Annotated in this window: 26 protein-coding genes; all 26 read right to left on the reverse strand. The window is 38.6% G+C overall.

Annotation, left to right across the window (positions count from 1 at the left end):
• Nucleotides 1-16: 16 nt before the first annotated feature.
• Nucleotides 17-409, reverse strand: coding sequence for a 30S ribosomal protein S11 (gene rpsK / locus CYP05_RS02415; RefSeq protein ID WP_021092633.1), 393 nt, complete (start codon nt 407-409; stop codon nt 17-19).
• A gap of 22 nt (nt 410-431) precedes the next feature.
• Nucleotides 432-800 carry a 30S ribosomal protein S13 gene (rpsM, locus tag CYP05_RS02420; protein ID WP_012140556.1) on the reverse strand — a complete coding sequence of 123 codons (369 nt, stop codon included), beginning with the start codon at nt 798-800 and terminating at the stop codon, nt 432-434.
• A 3-nt stretch (nt 801-803) separates the two neighbouring features.
• Nucleotides 804-917, reverse strand: a complete 114-nt coding sequence (gene rpmJ, locus CYP05_RS02425; RefSeq protein ID WP_002941545.1) for a 50S ribosomal protein L36 — start codon at nt 915-917, stop codon at nt 804-806.
• A 189-nt stretch (nt 918-1,106) separates the two neighbouring features.
• Complete coding sequence (infA, locus tag CYP05_RS02430) at nt 1,107-1,325, reverse strand: translation initiation factor IF-1 (RefSeq protein ID WP_002848031.1); 219 nt, start codon at nt 1,323-1,325, stop codon at nt 1,107-1,109.
• 33 nt (nt 1,326-1,358) lie between these two features.
• Nucleotides 1,359-2,117: a type I methionyl aminopeptidase gene (gene map, locus CYP05_RS02435; RefSeq protein ID WP_103641887.1), complete on the reverse strand. Its 759-nt coding sequence runs from the start codon at nt 2,115-2,117 to the stop codon at nt 1,359-1,361.
• A gap of 1 nt (nt 2,118) precedes the next feature.
• Complete coding sequence (gene secY, locus CYP05_RS02440; protein ID WP_009295263.1) at nt 2,119-3,381, reverse strand: preprotein translocase subunit SecY; 1,263 nt, start codon at nt 3,379-3,381, stop codon at nt 2,119-2,121.
• Nucleotides 3,381-3,782 (reverse strand): 50S ribosomal protein L15, encoded by a 402-nt coding sequence (gene rplO / locus CYP05_RS02445; protein ID WP_002941506.1) that lies wholly within the window; start codon nt 3,780-3,782, stop codon nt 3,381-3,383. The genes secY and rplO overlap by 1 nt, the downstream gene beginning before the upstream one ends.
• Nucleotides 3,783-3,797: 15 nt before the next feature.
• Nucleotides 3,798-4,241, reverse strand: coding sequence for a 30S ribosomal protein S5 (gene rpsE / locus CYP05_RS02450; protein WP_002941646.1), 444 nt, complete (start codon nt 4,239-4,241; stop codon nt 3,798-3,800).
• 15 nt (nt 4,242-4,256) lie between these two features.
• Nucleotides 4,257-4,613 carry a 50S ribosomal protein L18 gene (gene rplR / locus CYP05_RS02455; RefSeq protein ID WP_103641888.1) on the reverse strand — a complete coding sequence of 119 codons (357 nt, stop codon included), beginning with the start codon at nt 4,611-4,613 and terminating at the stop codon, nt 4,257-4,259.
• A gap of 10 nt (nt 4,614-4,623) precedes the next feature.
• Nucleotides 4,624-5,160, reverse strand: a complete 537-nt coding sequence (gene rplF, locus CYP05_RS02460) for a 50S ribosomal protein L6 (protein WP_002941606.1) — start codon at nt 5,158-5,160, stop codon at nt 4,624-4,626.
• Between the two features lie 195 nt (nt 5,161-5,355).
• On the reverse strand, nt 5,356-5,751 hold the full coding sequence (gene rpsH, locus CYP05_RS02465) for a 30S ribosomal protein S8 (RefSeq protein ID WP_009295261.1): 396 nt from the start codon (nt 5,749-5,751) through the stop codon (nt 5,356-5,358).
• A gap of 9 nt (nt 5,752-5,760) precedes the next feature.
• Nucleotides 5,761-5,946, reverse strand: a complete 186-nt coding sequence (locus CYP05_RS02470; protein WP_002941532.1) for a type Z 30S ribosomal protein S14 — start codon at nt 5,944-5,946, stop codon at nt 5,761-5,763.
• A 1-nt stretch (nt 5,947) separates the two neighbouring features.
• Nucleotides 5,948-6,493, reverse strand: coding sequence for a 50S ribosomal protein L5 (gene rplE / locus CYP05_RS02475; protein ID WP_002941643.1), 546 nt, complete (start codon nt 6,491-6,493; stop codon nt 5,948-5,950).
• Between the two features lie 5 nt (nt 6,494-6,498).
• The gene (rplX, locus tag CYP05_RS02480) at nt 6,499-6,735 is read right to left on the reverse strand and encodes a 50S ribosomal protein L24 (RefSeq protein ID WP_103569885.1); all 237 of its coding nucleotides are present in this window, start codon (nt 6,733-6,735) and stop codon (nt 6,499-6,501) included.
• Nucleotides 6,735-7,103, reverse strand: a complete 369-nt coding sequence (gene rplN / locus CYP05_RS02485) for a 50S ribosomal protein L14 (RefSeq protein WP_002941516.1) — start codon at nt 7,101-7,103, stop codon at nt 6,735-6,737. Before rplN ends, rplX begins: the two co-directional genes overlap by 1 nt.
• Nucleotides 7,103-7,354: a 30S ribosomal protein S17 gene (rpsQ, locus tag CYP05_RS02490; protein WP_103641889.1), complete on the reverse strand. Its 252-nt coding sequence runs from the start codon at nt 7,352-7,354 to the stop codon at nt 7,103-7,105. The genes rplN and rpsQ overlap by 1 nt, the downstream gene beginning before the upstream one ends.
• A gap of 1 nt (nt 7,355) precedes the next feature.
• Entirely contained in the window at nt 7,356-7,550 is a 195-nt protein-coding gene (gene rpmC / locus CYP05_RS02495) for a 50S ribosomal protein L29 (RefSeq protein WP_002941625.1), read from the reverse strand.
• A complete protein-coding gene (gene rplP, locus CYP05_RS02500) occupies nt 7,537-7,962 on the reverse strand; it encodes a 50S ribosomal protein L16 (protein WP_002941572.1) in 426 nt (141 codons plus the stop codon). Before rplP ends, rpmC begins: the two co-directional genes overlap by 14 nt.
• Nucleotides 7,963-7,964: 2 nt before the next feature.
• Nucleotides 7,965-8,663, reverse strand: a complete 699-nt coding sequence (rpsC, locus tag CYP05_RS02505; RefSeq protein ID WP_002941650.1) for a 30S ribosomal protein S3 — start codon at nt 8,661-8,663, stop codon at nt 7,965-7,967.
• A gap of 1 nt (nt 8,664) precedes the next feature.
• Nucleotides 8,665-8,997, reverse strand: coding sequence for a 50S ribosomal protein L22 (rplV, locus tag CYP05_RS02510; RefSeq protein WP_002941544.1), 333 nt, complete (start codon nt 8,995-8,997; stop codon nt 8,665-8,667).
• Between the two features lie 11 nt (nt 8,998-9,008).
• Nucleotides 9,009-9,290: a 30S ribosomal protein S19 gene (gene rpsS, locus CYP05_RS02515; protein ID WP_002941639.1), complete on the reverse strand. Its 282-nt coding sequence runs from the start codon at nt 9,288-9,290 to the stop codon at nt 9,009-9,011.
• Between the two features lie 2 nt (nt 9,291-9,292).
• Entirely contained in the window at nt 9,293-10,126 is an 834-nt protein-coding gene (gene rplB / locus CYP05_RS02520) for a 50S ribosomal protein L2 (protein ID WP_002941522.1), read from the reverse strand.
• A gap of 1 nt (nt 10,127) precedes the next feature.
• Nucleotides 10,128-10,409: a 50S ribosomal protein L23 gene (locus tag CYP05_RS02525; RefSeq protein ID WP_002941535.1), complete on the reverse strand. Its 282-nt coding sequence runs from the start codon at nt 10,407-10,409 to the stop codon at nt 10,128-10,130.
• Between the two features lies 1 nt (nt 10,410).
• The gene (gene rplD / locus CYP05_RS02530) at nt 10,411-11,025 is read right to left on the reverse strand and encodes a 50S ribosomal protein L4 (protein ID WP_012140561.1); all 615 of its coding nucleotides are present in this window, start codon (nt 11,023-11,025) and stop codon (nt 10,411-10,413) included.
• The gene (rplC, locus tag CYP05_RS02535) at nt 11,022-11,600 is read right to left on the reverse strand and encodes a 50S ribosomal protein L3 (protein WP_002941563.1); all 579 of its coding nucleotides are present in this window, start codon (nt 11,598-11,600) and stop codon (nt 11,022-11,024) included. Before rplC ends, rplD begins: the two co-directional genes overlap by 4 nt.
• A gap of 20 nt (nt 11,601-11,620) precedes the next feature.
• Entirely contained in the window at nt 11,621-11,929 is a 309-nt protein-coding gene (rpsJ, locus tag CYP05_RS02540; protein ID WP_009295257.1) for a 30S ribosomal protein S10, read from the reverse strand.
• Nucleotides 11,930-12,267: the final 338 nt, after the last annotated feature.

The raw sequence follows: 12,267 nt of genomic DNA on the forward strand, positions 1-12,267 counted from the left end.
TCCTAATTTTCTCTAATTATACGCGGCGGCGTTTTGGCGGTCTGCAACCATTGTGTGGTAAAGGTGTGATATCTTTGAAGAAAGTTACTTTTATACCCTCTACACCACCTACACTCTTAACAGCCGTTTCACGTCCGCTACCTGGACCTTGAACCTTAATGCCAACTTCTTTAATGCCGTGCTCTTTTGCTTTTGTTAAAGCATCTTCAACTGCTTGTTGAGCTGCGTAAGGAGTTGATTTTTTACTACCTTTAAAGCCTAAGCCACCTGCACTACTCCATGCAATAGCATTTCCCATTTCATCAGTTACAGTTACCATAGTATTGTTAAATGTTGCACTGATATAAACGATACCTTTGGCTATACTTTTTCTAACTACTTTTTTCTTAACAATTTTTCTTTTCGCCATTTATTATCCTTTAACCCTTGCCTTACTTAGTAGCTGCGCCGACAGTTTTACGTCTGCCTTTTCTGGTTCTAGCATTAGTTTTAGTCTTTTGACCACGAACAGGAAGACCTTTTCTATGGCGAAGACCTCTATAGCTTCCAAGATCCATAAGAGCTTTGATATCCATAGCAACTTGTTTTCTCAAATCACCCTCAACGACGTGGTGCTCTTGAATTTCTTTACGGATAGCTGCTGCTTCGTCTTCGCTAAGCTCATAAACTCTCTTGTCGTAAGAAATTCCAGCTGCGTCAAGAATTTGACGAGATTTGTAAAGACCTATACCATAGATATAAGTCAAACCATACTCTATTCTCTTTTTGTTTGGTAAATCTACACCTGCAATACGTGCCATGCCTTATCCTTGTCTTTGTTTATGTTTTGGATTTTCGCAGATAACACGAATTATGCCACTACGTTTGACAATTTTACATTTGTCACACATCTTCTTTACAGAAGGACGAACTTTCATTTTAGTCTCCTAAAAATTTATTCCACTTTTTTAGGGGCTGCATCAGGTCTAAAGAAATAATTTAAACCAACTATTTTCAAAATAAGTGGGGAACTTTGAAAATAATTCTTCATACAGCTTTTCGCAAAGCTTGGATTTTACCCAAAACCAGCTTTAAATTTACTTAGCATATTTGCCACAAAATCAAATTTACTTATATCTATAAGTGATCCTGCCCTTGTCTAGGCTATATGGCGTAAGTTCTACTTTTACGCGGTCGCCAGGCATTATCTTTATATAATGCATTCTCATTTTTCCGGCGATATGACATAAAATTATATGTTTGTTGTCAAGCTCAACTTTAAAAGTTGCATTTGGCAGTGCTTCAACAACATTTCCATCAATCTCAATGACATCGTCTTTTGCCACAAATTCTCCTTTCTTTAAATTTTTCTCTAAATTTCACGCTTGACTTAAAATTTCGGCTTTGCCATTGACTATCGCCATACAATGCTCATAATGGCTAGTTCTCAAACCATCTTTTGAGGTTACTTTCCAGTTATCGCTTCCTAAAACTGGCGTACCATCTTTTTGGCAGATCATCGGCTCTATACAAAAAACCATTCCCTCTTTTATCTTTGGTCCAGCTTTTGGGTTGTTTCCTTCAAGATAGTTTGGAATTTCTGGCTCTTCATGTGGCCTTTTGCCTATGCCATGACCACAATATCCGCGCAAAGGCACATAGCCTCTACCAAGAATAAATTTCTCAAGCTCATAGCAAATTTCTTTAAAATGCATACCAGCTCTTATATAGTCGATCGCAAAATATAGTGCGTCTTTTGAGCAAGCGATCAAAGCCTCGTCTTCTTTTGAAATTTTACCAACTCCAAATGTCCTAGCTGAATCACCAAAGTAACCATCTAAATTTGAACCAATATCTACACTAACGATATCGCCCTCTTTTAGCTTGTATTTATTTGGAATTCCATGGATTACCACTTCATTGACACTTATGCAAGCTGCATTTGGAAAGCCATAAAGTCCCTTAAAGGCAGGCTTTGCTCCAGCAGCTCTTATCATATCTTCACAAATTTTATCTATCTCAAGAAGTGAAATTCCAGGTTTTATGATCGTAGAAACGTGATCAAGTGTTCGAGCGACGATCTTGTTCGCCGCTCTCATTTTCTCTATCTCAGCTGGTCTTTTTAGCGTGATAGCCATTTTATAGACCTACTGCACTTAGAGTTTGGTATTTGTTTGTATAAGACTGAGCTTCTATACGTCTCATCGTATCAAGTGCTACTGAAACCACGATAAGAACTGATGTACCGCCAAAATAAAATGGTACGCCCATAGTCTTTACAAGTACCCAAGGTAATGTTGAAATGATACCCAAGTATAAAGCACCACCTAAAGTTAGCCTGCCAGCTACTTCATTTAGATAGCTAGCTGTACTCTCGCCTGGCCTAACACCTGGGATAAATCCGCCTTGTTTTTTCAAATTTTCACTTATATCTTTTGTGTTAAACACGATAGATGCGTAGAAAAACGCAAAGAAGATGATAAATAAAAATGTTAAAACGTTAAACATATAGCCATTTGGACTTAAAAAGTCGTTGATAGCCTGGATTACTGGATTTGTGCTAGCCTGCAAAATAGTACTTGGAAACATCAAAATCGCACTAGCAAATATCGGTGGGATAACGCCACTTAAATTTACTTTGATCGGTATATAGTTCATTATACGTTTGTTTTGATTTTCCATTATCACTTTTCTTGAGTAAGAAATAGGGATACGTCTTTCGCCCATCTCGACAAAGATAATAGCACCAATGGTCGCTAAAATAATTACCAAAATAGCGATGACTGTTAGGAAATTCATCTCAGAAGTATTTACCAAATTTACAGTTCCGCCGATCGCACTAGGTATGCCAGAGACGATGCCCGCAAAGATGATAAGACTTATACCGTTGCCTATACCGCGCTGTGTGATCTGCTCACCTATCCACATAAGTAGCATAGTGCCTGTTAGCATAGATACAGCAGAGATCGCGATAAATAAATTCATATCTATCATGATAGCTTGCTCGCCACCACGACCGCTTAAGCTTTGAAGTCCGATAGAGACGCCGATTGATTGTACAAGAGTGATAACGATAGTCGCATAACGTATGATTTGCATATATTTTTGCATACCGTCGCGCTCTTTTTTCATCTGACCTAACTTTGGAAATGTCGCTGCTAGAAGCTCCATGATGATCGAAGCTGTGATGTAAGGCATGATGCCTAGAGATATGATGCTTAAACGCTCAGCGGCTTTACCACTAAACATATTAAATAGACCCAAGGCGTTGCTATTGTTTGAATTGAAAAATTCTTTAATTACGTCGACATTAACACCAGGAACTGGCACATAAGCCAGTATCCTGTATGCGAACAAAAATGCCAACGTGATCAAAATCTTGTTGGTCAGTGTTTTATCCATTATTTTGTTCCGCTAACGCTAACGTTCTCGTCTTTGATCTTTGAAGCAAGAGCTTTTGCGCTTGCACCGATTAGTTTTATCTTAGTAACGCTCTTTGAAATTTTATGAACGCTAGCTATTGTTGCGATTGAAATTTCCGCAAGCTCTTTTATAGCTGCGATCTTTTCAACATTGATAACATAAGGTTTTTCAAATTTAGAAGCAAAGCCTACCTTTGGAAGACGTCTTTGAAGTGGTTGTTGTCCGCCCTCAAAGCCTCTTTTTTCATTGTAACCTTTTCTTGCTCTTTGACCTTTGTTGCCTTTGCCAGCAGTTTTGCCATTGCCACTGCCTTGACCACGACCTATTCTTTTAGTTGCATGAGTTGAACCTGCAGCAGGTGTTAATTTTTCTAATGCCATCTTAACTCCTTTCTCTTAGCTTTTTAGCAAACTAAGTGCTTTTATAGTAGCACGAACGACGTTTGCTGAGTTGTTTGAGCCAAGTGATTTAGTAAGGATATCCTTAATACCTGCAAGCTCGATAATAGGACGCGCACTACCACCAGCGATAACACCAGTACCTTCGCTAGCTGGGCGAAGTAGCATTCTACTTGCGTTGTATTTTACCTCTACATCGTGAGGGATAGTTGTGCCCTTGATCTTAACGTGAATAATATTTTTAAATGCGTCGTCAATCGCTTTTCTCATCGCATCTGGCACCTCTTTAGCTTTGCCATATCCAAAGCCAACTAGGCCATTTCTATTACCAACAACAACTAAAGCTGTAAATCTAAATCTACGACCACCTTTAACAACCTTTGTAACCCGACCGATATCGACGATTACTTCTTCAAATTCTTCTCTATTATATTTTTCCATCGATTTTCCTTTGGGTTATAGCTTGATGCCATTTTCTCTTAAAGCTTCAGCAAATGCTGCGATAACGCCATGGTATAAATAACCATTTCTATCAAAAATTGCAACATCTATCTTCTTAGCTTTCAAAGCCTTAGCAAATTCTTTAGCTAAAGTGACCGCACCTTCTTTATTTGCTTTTATGCCTATTTTTCTACCATCAACTGCAGCTAATGTAGTAGCTGTAACATCGTCAATCGCTTGAACATAAAGAGTTCTGTTTGATTTGAAAATAGAAACTCTTGGGCAAGTTGCAACACCAGAAATTTTACCTCTGATTCTTATTTTTCTCTTAATTCTAAGAGCGATTTTTCTTTTTAGTACTTTTGCTGTCATTTACCGCTCCTTACTTTTTAGATGTCTTGCCCGCTTTGCGGATGATACGTTCTTCTAGATATTTAACGCCCTTGCCCTTATATGGCTCAGGTGGTCTAAATCCTCTAACTTGAGCAGCCACTTGACCTACTACTTGTTTGTCGTCACCTTTGATAGTAATAACGTTTTTATCAACACTAGCTTCAACGCCTGCTGGTAGCTCATAGTTGATAAGGTGTGAAAAACCAAGAGAAAGCTCTAAAATTTTACCTTTTGCAGCTGCTTTATAACCAACGCCGTTGATCTCAAGCTGGCGAGTAAAGCCATGAGTGATACCAGTTACGATGTTATTCGCAAGTGCTCTATATGTTCCCCAGTAAGCTCTGCTTTGGCGATCTTCGCCCTTTGGAGCAAAAACTATATGACCATTTTCTATCTTGACATCAACGTGACCTTTTGTGTCAAGCTCTTTTAAGTGATTGCCCTTTTTAAATTTTAGGACATTATTTTCAACGCTAACGTCTACACCACTTGGGATAGCGATAGGCTGTTTTCCGATACGTGACATTTTTTTCCTTTACTTGTCTAGGGTGTTCCTACATTTACGAATAAACACCACAATGCCGTAAATTTGATCGTCAAATTTGACGAAACCTTCATTTGAATTTCTAAATTTAGCTTTGGCGAAATATAAAATTTCACCTAGCTAAAAAAATTTTAACCTTAAGCTATAAGGTCAAAATAGCGCTTTTAACGCAGTTTATTACCAAACTGTGCAAAGAACCTCGCCACCAACGCCAGCTTTACTTGCCTCAATACCGCTCATAACGCCTTTGCTTGTGCTAACGATAACTGTTCCGTAACCATTTTTAAAACGCTTAATGTCGTCTTTGCCTTGATAAACACGGCGACCAGGTTTTGAAACCCTTTTAAGCTCGTTTATAACGCTTCTGCCGTACTCATCATACTTTAAAACTACGTTTATAAATTTCTTGTTACCTTCTTCGATAACGTTGTAGCTCTCTACATAGCCTTTTGCTGCAAGGATAGAAAGAGTAGCCTCAACAACCTTAGAATGAAGCAATTTCGCAGTCTCAAGTCTTCTCATACTTGCATTTCTAATGCGTGTTAATCCATCTGATATTAAATCGTTCAACATTTCTCTTCCTTACCAACTTGCTTTTTTAAGACCAGGTATTAGGCCTTCGTTAGCCATTTTTCTTAGGCAAACACGGCAAATTCCAAAATCTTTATAAACAGAGTGCGGACGACCGCAAATTTGGCATCTAGTATAGCCGCGAACCGCAAATTTTGGCTTGCGTGCAGCTTTTGCTATCATTGATTTCTTTGCCATTTTACTTTCCTTTTGCAAACGGCACACCAAATAGCTCTAGCAATTTGAATGCCTCTTTATCGTTTTTAGCCGTAGTAGCAATCGTAATATTCATACCATGAGTTCGTAAAATTTTATCGTACTCAACCTCTGGAAACATTAGCTGCTCGCTAAGACCGAAGTTATAGTTTCCACGTCCATCAAAGCCATTTTTTGGAAGACCACGGAAGTCTTTAACTCTTGGAAGAGCAACGCTAATTAGCTTATCTAAGAAAGCATACATTTGCTCTTTTCTCAAAGTTACTTTGATACCAACAGGGAAACCTTCGCGAACTTTAAAGCCAGCAACTGATTTTTTAGCATCAGTGATAACCGCTTTTTGTCCAGCGATAAGTGAAATGGTATCAGCCATATTTTGAAGCACTTTCTGATCTTTCGCAGAGTCTCCAGCACCTACACTGATCACGATCTTCTCGAGTGCAGGGATGAGCATTGGATTTTTGATGTCAAATTCTTTTACGAGAGCTGGCTTGATAGTTTCGTTAAATTTATCTTTTAATCTACTCATATCTCTTATCCTTCAACTTTCGCGACATTTGATATGTCAATTGGCATCTCTTTATTTATGTGACCACCATTTGGAGTTTTTTCGCTTGGTTTGATAGCTTTTTTAGCTACTTTGCATCCCTCAACTATAACCTGACCTTTTTTTGCAAGAACTGCTAAAATTTTACCAGTTTTGCCTTTATCGTCACCAGCGATAATCTTAACAGTATCGCCTTTTTTGACTTTAAATTTTACATTAGCCATTATAAAACCTCCGGAGCTAGCGAAACAATCTTCATAAAGTTAGCATATCTAACTTCACGTCCAACTGGTCCAAAAATACGAGTGCCGACTGGCTCTTTTTTGCTATCAAGTATAACAGCTGCGTTCTCGTCGAAGCGGATTAGCGAACCATTATCTCTTTGAACCTCTCTTTTAGTTCTTACAACAACAGCTTTTACAACCTGTCCTTTTTTGATCTTACCATTTGGAAGAGCTTTTTTAACAGAGCAAACTATGATATCGCCAAGTGTAGCGTATCTTCTTTTGCTGCCGCCAAGAACTTTTATACACATTAACTCTTTTGCGCCGCTGTTATCAGCAACTGCAAGTCTTGTAAAACTTTGAATCATTACTCAACTCCCTTTACCAATACAGCTTTTAAGCGAAAATTCTTGCGAGCCGAAAGTGGTCTGCACTCAACTGCAACAACTGTATCGCCTGCTCTTGTCTCATTTTTCTCATCATGAACTAAATACTTTTTAAAGCGTTTTACAAATTTATGGTATCTTGGGTGCATAACACGTCTTTCTACCAAAATAGTAGCTGTCTTATCTCCAGCTTTTTGTAAAACAACACCTTGAATTTCTCTTTTTAATGCCATTTTACGCCCCTTGTCTTGTTGCACTAATTGCAGTGTTGATCTGAGCTATCTCTTTGCGAACAGCACTAATCTCATTAGGGTTGCTTAACTGCATAGTTTTTAGCTTTTGTCTCAATGTAAATAAAAGCACCTTTTTCTCTTTTAGCAACGCGTTTAATTCTGCAACGCTCTTATCTTTTAACTCAGTATATTTCATTTTCACTCTCTCGCGTTACAAATTTTGATTTGAAAGGAAGTTTGTGTAGAGCCAAAGTTAAAGCTTCACGAGCCAACTCTTCGTCAACACCAGCCATTTCAAATATTATACGACCAGGTTTAATGTTCATAACCCACTCTTCAACTCCTGCCTTACCTTTACCCATACGAGTTTGTAGAGGTTTTTTAGTAAGTGGCTTATCAGGGAAAACCCTAATCCAAATTTTAGCCTGTCTCTTTACGTGACGAGTTAGAGCTTGACGAGCAGCTTCTATTTGGCGTGAATTTACTCTACCAGCCTCAACAGCTTTAAGCGCAAATTCGCCAGTTGCTAAAGATGCTCCGCGAGTCGCATAACCACGGTTGCGACCTTTCATTTGCTTACGAAATTTCGTTCTTTTAGGCATCAACATAATTATTTACCTCTTCTTGCTCTACGTGTTTTCTTAGGTGCCTCTTCTTCAGTTTTCTCAGGTTGAACACCTTTTTGAAGAACCTCACCTTTAAAAATCCATACTTTAATACCTATGTTTCCATAAGTTGTATGAGCCTCAGCTACACCGTAATCTATCTTTGCTCTAAGAGTATGAAGCGGAACGCGACCTTCTAGATACCACTCGGTTCTTGCCATCTCAGCGCCACCTAAACGACCAGCAACTGAAATTTTGATACCTTTAGCGCCTGATTTTTGAGCACCTTGGATAACTTTTTTCATAGCACGTCTAAATGCGACACGCTTTTCAAGTTGCATAGCTACGTTTTCAGCAGCAAGTTGAGCTGAAGCTTGAGCTTTTCTTTCTTCTTTGATATTTACATTTACTTCTTTGCCGATAAGTTTGCTAACTTCGTTCTTTAGGTTTTCAACATCTTGGCCTTTTTTGCCGATGATGATACCAGGACGAGCTGCAACTACGGTTACACGAAGTTTTTTAGCCGTTCTTTCGATTAGAATTTGGCTAATTCCTGCATAGTAAAGTTTTTTCTTTAAAAATGCACGAATTTTGTAATCTTCACCGATATTTTCAGGAAGACTTTGTTTGGTTGGAAACCATCTAGATTCCCAGTTGCGGTTAATTCCTAGTCTAAGACCTATTGGATTTACTTTTTGTCCCATATTATGCTTCCTTCTTTTCAGGTTTAGATACTTCTACCATTACATGAGAAGTAGGTTTGCGAATTTTGCTCGCTGTTCCTCTTGCTCTTGGTCTAAATCTCTTTAATACAGGACCAGCATCAACGCGGCAACTAGTTACTACAACCTCTTCTGGCTCAAATCCGCCATTTGCTACTGCTGAGCTAATAGCGTTTGCTATAAATTTAGCACCACGATTTGGCATAAATTGCAAGCTTGCAAGCGCTAGCTCGGCATTCATACCTTGAACTTCTCTTGCTATAAGTCTTGCTTTTGTAGGAGAAAGTCTTACGAATTTTATAATTGCTCTACTCATATCATCTCCCCTTACTTGCCGATTTTCTTTTGCACTGAGCCTTTGTGACCCTTAAATGTGCGTGTTGGAGCAAATTCGCCAAGTTTATAGCCTATATGATTTTCTGTAACATATACAGGAATAAAGCTCTTGCCATTATGAACGTTAAATGTTAGTCCAATCATTTCAGGTACAATCGTGCTACGTCTTGACCAAGTCTTGATTGGTTTGTTATCGTTTGCATTTTTTGCGGCAATAACTTTTTTCATTACATGATCATCTACGAAAGGACCTTTTTTGAGTGATCTTGCCATCTCTATTTTCCTTTCCTTCTTGAAATTATAAGCTTATCACTAGCTTTTTTACGGCGAGTCTTAGCACCTTTAGTTGGTTTACCCCATGGAGTAACTGGGTGACGGCCTGAATTTTTCTTACCTTCACCACCGCCGTGTGGGTGATCAACTGGGTTCATAGCAGAACCACGTGTTTGTGGGCGAATACCGCGGTAGCGATTACGTCCAGCTTTACCTATAGTGATGTTAGCCCAGTCTTCGTTGCCTACTACACCGATACTTGCCATACACTCAGCTAGTACTTGTCTCATCTCACCACTTGGCATTCTTAAGATAACATACTTCTCTTCTTTACCCATTAGCTGAGCATAACCACCAGCTGAACGAGCTATCTGAGCGCCTTTGCCAGGTTTTAGCTCTACGTTATGAACGATAGTACCAACTGGGATAAATCTTAATTTCATAGCGTTGCCTGGTTTAATATCTAGTGAGCCCTCATCGATAGATGCGATAACGTCGCCAACATTTAGGCCATTTGGTCTAATGATATAGCGTTTTTCGCCATCTTTGTAAGCTATAAGAGCGATACGGCAGTTTCTGTTTGGATCGTACTCGATCGCTTCAACTTTACCTTCTATACCAAATTTACGACGTTTGAAGTCGATGATACGATAAAGTTTTTTTGCACCTGCTTCTTTATGTCTTGAAGTTATACGACCATTGTTGTTTCTACCGCCAGTTGCAGGTAGTTTAACAAGCAAGCTTCTAACGCTTGGTTTAGCTGTTATATCTTCAGAGCTTAGTCCAGTCATATATCTACGACTAGGTGTATATGGTTTATATGATTTTATAGCCATCTTACGCCTCCGTATTTTCTAGGCTTACGCCTTCAGGTAACTTAACGTAGAATTTCTTTATCTCGTCACGTTGGCCTGCTCTTCCTCTAAAACGCTTAACCTTGCCGCTAATTCTAAGTGAATTTACGCGAACAGGCGTTACTCCAAAATACTCTTGTAAAACAGCTTTTAAGCTGTTTTTTGTAACTCTTGGTGAAGTTTGGATAACAACAACGCCTTGTTCTTGAAGGCCTAGAGTTTTTTCTGTATAAATAATTGTTTTGATATCAGTTATATCCGCCATTTTAGCCCTCTTTTGTTATAGTTTTTAGTGCAGCTTTTTCAATGATAACCGAACTAAATGTAGAGACAAGATAAGCATTTACCTCATTTGCATCTACTACATAGCAGTTTGCTAAATTTCTAAAAGCAAGTAGTGTTTTATCGTCTAGTAAATCTTTAACGATAAGCGCGTCTTTTACTTTTAAATTTTTGATGATATTAGCTGCATCTTTTGTCTTTCCAGACTCGATTGAGATGCTATCTACTGCGAAAATTTTACCATCTTGTGCTTTTACTGCCAAAGCGTACTCAAGAGCTAGTCTTTTTTGTTTTTTATTGACTTTTTGAAAATAGTTTTTCTCGTTTGTTGGACCAAATGCAACTGCACCGCCTACCCAAACGTTAGTTCTAGTTGAACCCGCTCTTGCACCACCACGTCCTTTTTGTCTCCATGGTTTTTTACCACCGCCGCTTACAAAAGCACGGCTTTTAGTATGAGCCGAATTTGCTCTTATACCAGCAAGGTAAGATTTTACATAAAGATATAGGTTGTGCGGATTTACTTCAGCGTAGCTTGCAGGAAGCTCTAACTCGCCTGAATTTTCAAATTTATCGTTTAATACGTGAATTTTACTCATTTTACAATCCTTATTTTACCCATTGCACCATTGTGACCAGGAACGCAACCTTTTACAACTACGATGCCATTTTGAGCGTCAAAGCTTATTAGCTCGTTTTTAACAGTAACTTTCTCATTGCCCATGTGTCCTGCCATTTTCATGCCTGGTTGAACACGACCTGGCCATTCGCAGTTACCAATTGATCCGTGGCGTCTGTGGAAACGTGAGCCGTGGCTTTTTGGACCACCACCGAAACCATGTCTTTTTACCACACCTTGGTAGCCTCTACCTTTTGAGTTAAAGCTAACTTTTAAAATTTTAGCCTCATTTAATGGTGTAAAGTCTAGGTTTCCAACTTCGCTATTAGCTACTTCAAGCGTAGCAAATTTGTTAAATTCTGCTGTCAGATTGTATTTCTTTTGCTGACCAGCGATAGCTTTGTTGTTTGCTTTAGTGTGGGCATACGCTACGATAGCACGTTTGTTTTCGTCGATCTCACATACTTTAGCCTCAACTAGCTTAAGTAGTGTAACTGGCGTACTCTTCGTGGCAATCGTTCTACTCATGCCTATTTTTTCTACAATATATTCCATACTCTTATCCTTTTGTCCGCTTATTTCATCGCACGAACTTCGACATTAACTTCTGGAGCTAGGTCGAGTTTTGTTAGGCTATCTACAGTTTCTGGAGTAGCAGCTACGATGTCAAGCATACGAGCGTGTATTCTCATCTCAAACTGCTCACGTGAGTCTTTGTTGATGTGTGGAGATTTTAAGACTGTATAGCGTTTGATCTTTGTAGGCATTGGTACCGGGCCACGAACGTCGGCACCTGTTCGTTTGACAGCTTCTACGATTGCTGCAACAGTGCGGTCTAGAACTCTATGGTCGTAAGCTTTTAGCTTTAACCTGATTCTTTCCATGTGTTTTCCTTTAAAAAGAACTTGTCGCAAACTCGCGACCTCTTTACATCAAAATAACTCGCATAGGATCAAGCGATCGTACGAGCAAGACATAGGTCTTTCGTAAAGAGATAGGGATTTTACAAAAAAGCTATTATAGTTGTCAAGAAAAACGCTATTTTTTGTTGAATTTTGATTAATTATTTCCTTTTGATAAGGAAGGTATCTTGTAAATGGAGAATTTATTTTTCAAAAATTTTATAAATTTCTAGTCTAAAATTTTATTTTTTATTTCTAAATTTTGTTTATTTTTTAAAATTTAACACAATATTTTCCTTTTTAAAAGGAAGTGGCTATAA

Source organism: Campylobacter concisus, from assembly GCF_002913545.1.
GTDB classification, from domain to species: domain Bacteria; phylum Campylobacterota; class Campylobacteria; order Campylobacterales; family Campylobacteraceae; genus Campylobacter_A; species Campylobacter_A concisus_AV.

What these genes read in the sequence shown, in the direction of transcription:
- rpsK (WP_021092633.1), bottom strand. Translation starts at nt 409, where the DNA reads ATGGCGAAAAGAAAAATTGTTAAGAAAAAAGTAGTTAGAAAAAGTATA.
- rpsM (WP_012140556.1), bottom strand. Translation starts at nt 800, where the DNA reads ATGGCACGTATTGCAGGTGTAGATTTACCAAACAAAAAGAGAATAGAG.
- rpmJ (WP_002941545.1), bottom strand. Translation starts at nt 917, where the DNA reads ATGAAAGTTCGTCCTTCTGTAAAGAAGATGTGTGACAAATGTAAAATT.
- map (WP_103641887.1), bottom strand. Translation starts at nt 2,117, where the DNA reads ATGGCTATCACGCTAAAAAGACCAGCTGAGATAGAGAAAATGAGAGCG.
- secY (WP_009295263.1), bottom strand. Translation starts at nt 3,381, where the DNA reads ATGGATAAAACACTGACCAACAAGATTTTGATCACGTTGGCATTTTTG.
- rplO (WP_002941506.1), bottom strand. Translation starts at nt 3,782, where the DNA reads ATGGCATTAGAAAAATTAACACCTGCTGCAGGTTCAACTCATGCAACT.
- rpsE (WP_002941646.1), bottom strand. Translation starts at nt 4,241, where the DNA reads ATGGAAAAATATAATAGAGAAGAATTTGAAGAAGTAATCGTCGATATC.
- rplR (WP_103641888.1), bottom strand. Translation starts at nt 4,613, where the DNA reads ATGACAGCAAAAGTACTAAAAAGAAAAATCGCTCTTAGAATTAAGAGA.
- rplF (WP_002941606.1), bottom strand. Translation starts at nt 5,160, where the DNA reads ATGTCACGTATCGGAAAACAGCCTATCGCTATCCCAAGTGGTGTAGAC.
- rpsH (WP_009295261.1), bottom strand. Translation starts at nt 5,751, where the DNA reads ATGTTGAACGATTTAATATCAGATGGATTAACACGCATTAGAAATGCA.
- CYP05_RS02470 (WP_002941532.1), bottom strand. Translation starts at nt 5,946, where the DNA reads ATGGCAAAGAAATCAATGATAGCAAAAGCTGCACGCAAGCCAAAATTT.
- rplE (WP_002941643.1), bottom strand. Translation starts at nt 6,493, where the DNA reads ATGAGTAGATTAAAAGATAAATTTAACGAAACTATCAAGCCAGCTCTC.
- rplX (WP_103569885.1), bottom strand. Translation starts at nt 6,735, where the DNA reads ATGGCTAATGTAAAATTTAAAGTCAAAAAAGGCGATACTGTTAAGATT.
- rplN (WP_002941516.1), bottom strand. Translation starts at nt 7,103, where the DNA reads ATGATTCAAAGTTTTACAAGACTTGCAGTTGCTGATAACAGCGGCGCA.
- rpsQ (WP_103641889.1), bottom strand. Translation starts at nt 7,354, where the DNA reads ATGGCATTAAAAAGAGAAATTCAAGGTGTTGTTTTACAAAAAGCTGGA.
- rpmC (WP_002941625.1), bottom strand. Translation starts at nt 7,550, where the DNA reads ATGAAATATACTGAGTTAAAAGATAAGAGCGTTGCAGAATTAAACGCG.
- rplP (WP_002941572.1), bottom strand. Translation starts at nt 7,962, where the DNA reads ATGTTGATGCCTAAAAGAACGAAATTTCGTAAGCAAATGAAAGGTCGC.
- rpsC (WP_002941650.1), bottom strand. Translation starts at nt 8,663, where the DNA reads ATGGGACAAAAAGTAAATCCAATAGGTCTTAGACTAGGAATTAACCGC.
- rplV (WP_002941544.1), bottom strand. Translation starts at nt 8,997, where the DNA reads ATGAGTAGAGCAATTATAAAATTCGTAAGACTTTCTCCTACAAAAGCA.
- rpsS (WP_002941639.1), bottom strand. Translation starts at nt 9,290, where the DNA reads ATGGCAAGATCACTCAAAAAAGGTCCTTTCGTAGATGATCATGTAATG.
- rplB (WP_002941522.1), bottom strand. Translation starts at nt 10,126, where the DNA reads ATGGCTATAAAATCATATAAACCATATACACCTAGTCGTAGATATATG.
- CYP05_RS02525 (WP_002941535.1), bottom strand. Translation starts at nt 10,409, where the DNA reads ATGGCGGATATAACTGATATCAAAACAATTATTTATACAGAAAAAACT.
- rplD (WP_012140561.1), bottom strand. Translation starts at nt 11,025, where the DNA reads ATGAGTAAAATTCACGTATTAAACGATAAATTTGAAAATTCAGGCGAG.
- rplC (WP_002941563.1), bottom strand. Translation starts at nt 11,600, where the DNA reads ATGGAATATATTGTAGAAAAAATAGGCATGAGTAGAACGATTGCCACG.
- rpsJ (WP_009295257.1), bottom strand. Translation starts at nt 11,929, where the DNA reads ATGGAAAGAATCAGGTTAAAGCTAAAAGCTTACGACCATAGAGTTCTA.